Below are 5,701 nucleotides of genomic sequence, written 5' to 3' on the forward strand. Positions count from 1 at the left end.
CGCCGAGCGCGTCCGCGGGCGCCGCTTCGCCGACGCTTCCCACGCGGTCCTTGTGGTCGAGCGCGGCCGCGACGTCCACGCCGTCCGGGTCGACGACGGCGCCGGTGGAGTCCGCGAACGCCGTCACCTCGTGGTCGTAGTCCGCAGCGAGCTCCGCGACCGACCGGCCGACGTCGCCCGCGCCGAGTACTGCCAGTCTCATTGTTCCCCCACGAGCGGTTCCACGACGACGAGGTCTTTCTCCCTGGCGACCGAGCGCGCCTGTTCGACGGCGCGCTCGGCGCTCCCGGACTCGATGGCGAGGCGGACGCGCGCACACGAGACGCCGTCAGTTCCCTCCTCGGTCGTCAGCGAGAAGTCAGCGACCGAGGCCGTCCCACAGGATTCCAGTTCCGAGAGCGTATCGGAGAGGTCAGTGTCCACGAGGTCGCCGACGAGCAGGACGGTCACGGCTTCGCCGTACCGTTCGGCGTCCGCCTGGATGACGGTGACGCCGGCGTCCCGGAGCGCCTCGACGATGCTGTCGAAGCGCTCGGGCGGACATTCCAGGTCGACTTCCACGGGGATGTGGCCGCGCGGCGTCAGCGACCCGCGCTCGTGGAATATCGAGAGGAGGTTCCCGCCGTTCTCGGCGATCGGAGAGAGCGCGCGCAACAGCTCCCCGGGTTCGTCGACGAGTTCGAGGCGGAGCGTGTGCGCGCGGTCTGCGGGGTCGCTCACCGCCGACCACCCGCGTCTGGCGCAGACGACGCCACTGTTGTCGGCTGCGAGCGCGATAGCCGTCGCTCCGTGCCGATACCACGCGTGGCGTGTCTGCCTGCGTGCATGCTACTCAGTCGGGCGTCTCTGCGGTATAAGCCTTCGGCTCGGACAATTCCTACCGCTGTTCGACCGGGAGCGACTCCGGGGGTCCGCCGAGACCGTCCCCATCGGGGAGAGCGGTCGTTACACGCGGTCTCGACGAGCAAGCAGCACGGCGATGCCGCCGGCCGACACGAGCAGGACGACGAGATTGAACAGCGCTTTGAACAGCGACCGGTAGGCTGGCGAGATGAATTCCGAGATCGCCGCGGACGTGTGGCCGTAGAACCGGAACGCCGCAAGCAGCGCGAACAGCACGAGCACCGCGAGACCGGTGTACTCGAGGTACTCCCGGATGCGCCGGGTTCTCGCGTTGGTCTGTTCGGTCGTTTCGGCGTCGTCGCTGTCTGGTTCAGGTGGTCGCGCGTTGGTCTGTTCGGTCGTTTCGGCGTCGTCGTCTGATTCGGTGTCACTCATTGGTACTCCTCCGGACGGACGCAACTGCGAGCGCCAGGACGACGGCCCCGATGCCCAGGCCGAGGCCGAACCCGGGAATGCCGCCGCCCGACTCTCCGCCCTCGGTGTCAGTCGGGCGCTCGCCGGTCGGCTGCTCGCCCTCGAAGTCGCTGACCTCGAAGGCCACCTCGGTCTCGGTCACGTTCGCCTGGATGCGCTGGGTGGGGTCGAGGTTCGCGACGCTACGCGTGCTGTCCAGTAGCACGCCGTCCCTGTACAGCGAGACGTCGACGTAGTAGTTGTAGTCGCTCGGCACGGTCACCGTTGCCGTCGTCCGTTCGGTCCGCCCTTCGCGGATCTGCCCGACGTCCGTCTCGGCGCTCCCGGCGACCACGTTCGACTCGGCTTGCCGGACGACCACGACCGTCCGGAGGTCGTCGGAGGGCTCGTCGCCCCGGTTGGTGAGACTCGTCTCGATCTGGAGCGTCGTCCGGTTGTCCGCGACCGACTCGACGGAGACCAGCACGGTCGGCACCGTCCCCTGCTCGGTGAACGAAACGCCGGTCCGTGCGTACTCGGGCGTCAGCGCCTCCATGCCACTGACTTCCCGGCGGGTGGTGTCGACGGGCCGCCCGTCCCGGAACAGTGTCGCTTCCAGCACGTACCCGCCGGAGCGCTCGACGCGCAGCGTCGCGTTCGCCGCGTGCCAGCCGTCCTCGGTTAGCTCCCCGAGGGACGCGCGCTGTTCGGTCGCGAGGAGTCCGGAGTCCGCGTCGATTGCCCGGAACCGCACGCTCACGTTCTGCGTCGGGTTCCCGCGATGGGACACCTGGGCCTGGAGGTCGAGTTCGGCCGTCCCCCCGGAGACAGCCCCGGGTTTGACGGCGAGCTCTTCGATGTCGACGGGACCTGGCGCACGGACCCTCTCAGTCGGGTCGCTGACGGCACCCGGCAGTGCACCCGCTGCTACGACCACGACCACGAGAACGACGGCAGCACTGGCGAAGAGTGCTCGGGCGGCACGCATCGGTCCCAAGTTCTGTTGAATTTTACAAGTGCTTTGTGGAACGCAGGGGGCGGACGGCTGCAACGAGGCTGGAGGCGTCGCGATCCCTACGGAGTGGTCGAAGAAGTCGACTGGACGCGATTCCAGCGGTGCGCAGCGCGTATCCGCAAGCCGAGACGCCGAGCCGTCCCGGCGCCCGAGAAGACCGTATTTAGAAGTAGTTGATGCTCTCGGGGAGCTCGGTCTTCATGCCCTTGCGCTCGCGGATCTGGTTGATGATCTCCGGCTGGAGGTTGTCGGCCATGACGCGGAAGCCGGCGTTCTCCGTGTTCCAGGACGCGCGGCCTTCCGTGGCCGAGCGGATGTCGCTGGAGAAGCCGATCATCTCCTCGACGGGCGCGATGCCCTCGACGACCATGAGGTCACCCTCCTGGTACATGTCGTCGACGCGACCGCGGCGGCCCTGAACCTCGCCGGACGCGGCGCCCATGTGCTCGGAGGGGACGTCGATGCGGACGTCCTGGATCGGCTCGAGCAGGCGGATCTCGGCGTCGATGAGGCCGCGGTGGACGGCGTCGCGGACGGCGGGGATGACCTGCGCCGGACCGCGGTGGATGGCGTCCTCGTGGAGGCGGGCGTCGTGGAGGCGCAGGAGCGCGCCCTCGACGGGTTCCGCGGCGAGCGGGCCGTCCTCGAGGGCCTCCTGGAGGCCCTCGACGACGAGTTCCATCGTCTCGTTGAGGTGCTGGATCCCCTTCGTGTCGTCGATGAAGATGTTCTTCCCGATGATGTTCTCGACGCTCTGGGAGGTGTCCTTGTCCATGCCGGCGTCCTGGAGCGCTTCGCGGCGCTCCTGTTCGGGCATGTCCATGGTGACTTCGCCGAGGCGGAGCTGCTCGAGCACGTCGTCGTCGAGCTGCTCGACGGTGATGTAGAACTTGTTGTGGCGGTTCGGCGAGACGCCCTCGACTTCGCGGGACTCGCTGGTCGGGGACTCCCGGTAGACGACGATGGGCTCGCCCGTGTTGACGGGGATGCCCTGATTGCGCTCGATGCGCTGAGTGATGACTTCCAGGTGGAGTTCGCCCTGCCCGGAGATGAGGTGTTCGCCGGTGTCCTCGTTGATCTCGATCTGGATGGTGGGGTCTTCTTTCGCGACCTGCTGGAGCGTCTCGATGAGCTTCGGCAGGTCGTCCATGTTCTGCGCCTCCACGGACTTCGTGATGACCGGCTCGGAGATGTGTTCGATGGACTCGAACGGCGTCATCTCGACGCTGGACACCGTGGAGCCGGCGATGGCGTCGCGGAGACCGGTGACCGCGGCGATGTTCCCGGCGGGCACGCGGTCGACTTCCTCGCGTTCGCCGCCCATGTAGACGCCGACGCTCTGGATGCGGTTCTTCCCGGCGGTGCCGGAGACGTACAGCTCCTGGCCCTTCTCGATGGTGCCGGAGAACACGCGGCCGGCGGCGATTTCGCCGGCGTGCGGGTCGATACCGATGTCTGTGACCATCAGGACGACTTCGCCGTCCTCGTTGACCATCCGCATCGTGTCCGCGATCTCCGACTCGGGGTCGCCCCGCCAGATGCGCGGAATGCGGTGGGGCTGGGCGTCCACGGGGTTCGGGAAGTGCTCACAGACCATGTCGAGCACGACGTCAGACAGCGGCGTGCGCTCGTGGAGCTCCTGGCGCTTGTCCGCGCGTTCCAGGTCCATGATGTCGCCGAAGTCCATGCCCGTGCGCTGCATCGAGGGCATCGAGACGCCCCACTTGTAGAGCGCGGACCCGAAGCCGACGGTGCCACCCTCGACGGAGACCGTCCAGTCCTCGTCGATGTCGTCCATCTCCTCGGTCATCCCGCGGATGAGCTCGTTGACCTCGTGGATGACGCCCAGGAGCCGCTCCTGCATCTCCTCGGGGCCTTCCTGGAGCTCCGAGATGAGGCGGTCGACCTTGTTGATGAACAGCGTCGGCTTCACGCCCTCGCGGAGCGCCTGCCGGAGCACCGTCTCCGTCTGGGGCATCGCGCCCTCGACGGCGTCCACGACGACGAGCGCGCCGTCGACGGCGCGCATCGCGCGGGTGACGTCACCGCCGAAGTCGACGTGGCCGGGGGTGTCGATGAGGTTGATGAGGTAATCGGTGTCCTCGTACTCGTGAGTCATCGAGACGTTCGCGGCGTCGATGGTGATGCCGCGTTCCTGTTCGTCCTCCTCGGTGTCCATCGCCAGCTGTTCGCCGGCGGTGTCCTCGGAGATCATGCCAGCCCCGGCGAGCAGGTTGTCCGTCAGAGTCGTCTTGCCGTGGTCGACGTGCGCGGCGATGGCGATGTTCCGGATCTGATCCGGGTTGTCCATCAGCCGTTCGCACTGTTCGACAATCTTCTTGCGTCGGCCCATTGGGGAATCATACTGCCAGCGGGTTCAAAAGGGTAGTGTTTTGCCCGGACTACGGCACGGCGGAACACGCGGTCTAGGCGTCAACTCGTTTGATTCCCTCGTCGACCGGGGCACGCCCGTCCGGGGGTCGACTACGTGGCCGGTTCAGCCCCGGAGACTCCTGATTCGGCGGTATCGATCGGCTGGACGCCGTCGCGGTCGGCCTCGAGCGCGTCGACGTTCGCGAACAGGAACGCTGCGAACCCGATCCGTATCAGCACCGAGATGTACTGGTTCAGCACGACCGTCGCGAACGCGTCGAACACGCCCGCCAGCGACAGGAACGCGTACACGATGAGCATCCCGATGAGGAACAACAGGAGGTTTCGCGCCTTCCAGTGCAGCAGTTGCCGGCGTTCCGGGAGGTGCGAGCACCCGCGCCAGATCGGCCCGAGGAACAGCCCAGCGAGCACGACGTGGCCCCCGATGACGAACGCCGACGCGGCCAGCGCCGTCGCGCCACTGGAGGTTGCCGCCACCTGGAACGCGACGACCTGGAGGAACGGGAGTCCGGCCACGACGGCGAGCATGCGTCGGTCGGCGTCCGCGAGCAGTCCCGTGATGCCCCAGAGCACGGAGTACGCCACGAGGTCGTTGAGGAACGACGGGAGCGTGACCTCGTACCCGTTCACGGTCATCGCCCCGACGCCGGCGGCCATGAGCGCGCTCGACGCGGCGGCGAGGACGAGGAGGAACGTCGCAAGGGAGTAGTACCGGCGGATGCGGCCCGGGATCCCGCGCAACTTCGCGACCGAAACGACCGCCGCGAGCGCCGACACGACCGCACCCGCCGCGTACACGCCCGTTTCGCTAATCATCGCCATCACCCGCCACGCGGGTCTCAGTTCCTGCACTTGCGCCAGCGACCGCAGTCGCGCCGCCGTCGACGTCTCGCGTCTCGAACGACGACAGCACGTCCCGGAGGCGCCGGTGCGCTCGACGAGACCGTCGGCGCGCTCGCCGGACGTCGCCCGAATCGTCGGCCGCCGTCTCGTCGG

Annotated in this window: 5 protein-coding genes and 1 pseudogene; all 6 read right to left on the reverse strand. The window is 67.8% G+C overall.

Annotated features, from left to right (window positions below):
• A pseudogene (locus tag GRX66_RS15790) lies at nt 1-202 on the reverse strand (homoserine dehydrogenase); the annotation flags it as partial.
• Nucleotides 199-720 carry an amino acid-binding protein gene (locus GRX66_RS15795; RefSeq protein ID WP_325064151.1) on the reverse strand — a complete coding sequence of 174 codons (522 nt, stop codon included), beginning with the start codon at nt 718-720 and terminating at the stop codon, nt 199-201. The gene GRX66_RS15795 and the pseudogene GRX66_RS15790, both read right to left, overlap by 4 nt.
• A gap of 225 nt (nt 721-945) precedes the next feature.
• A complete protein-coding gene (locus GRX66_RS15800) occupies nt 946-1,278 on the reverse strand; it encodes a hypothetical protein (RefSeq protein WP_159527392.1) in 333 nt (110 codons plus the stop codon).
• Nucleotides 1,271-2,284, reverse strand: coding sequence for a DUF7490 domain-containing protein (locus tag GRX66_RS15805; protein WP_159527393.1), 1,014 nt, complete (start codon nt 2,282-2,284; stop codon nt 1,271-1,273). Before GRX66_RS15805 ends, GRX66_RS15800 begins: the two co-directional genes overlap by 8 nt.
• A 190-nt stretch (nt 2,285-2,474) precedes the next feature.
• Complete coding sequence (locus GRX66_RS15810) at nt 2,475-4,664, reverse strand: elongation factor EF-2 (protein WP_159527394.1); 2,190 nt, start codon at nt 4,662-4,664, stop codon at nt 2,475-2,477.
• 131 nt (nt 4,665-4,795) lie between these two features.
• Nucleotides 4,796-5,701: bacteriorhodopsin (locus GRX66_RS15815; protein WP_159527395.1), on the reverse strand; the 906-nt coding region annotated here is incomplete at its 5' end.

It is taken from the genome of Halobacterium bonnevillei (genome assembly GCF_009831555.1).
Taxonomy (GTDB): Archaea; Halobacteriota; Halobacteria; order Halobacteriales; family Halobacteriaceae; genus Halobacterium; species Halobacterium bonnevillei.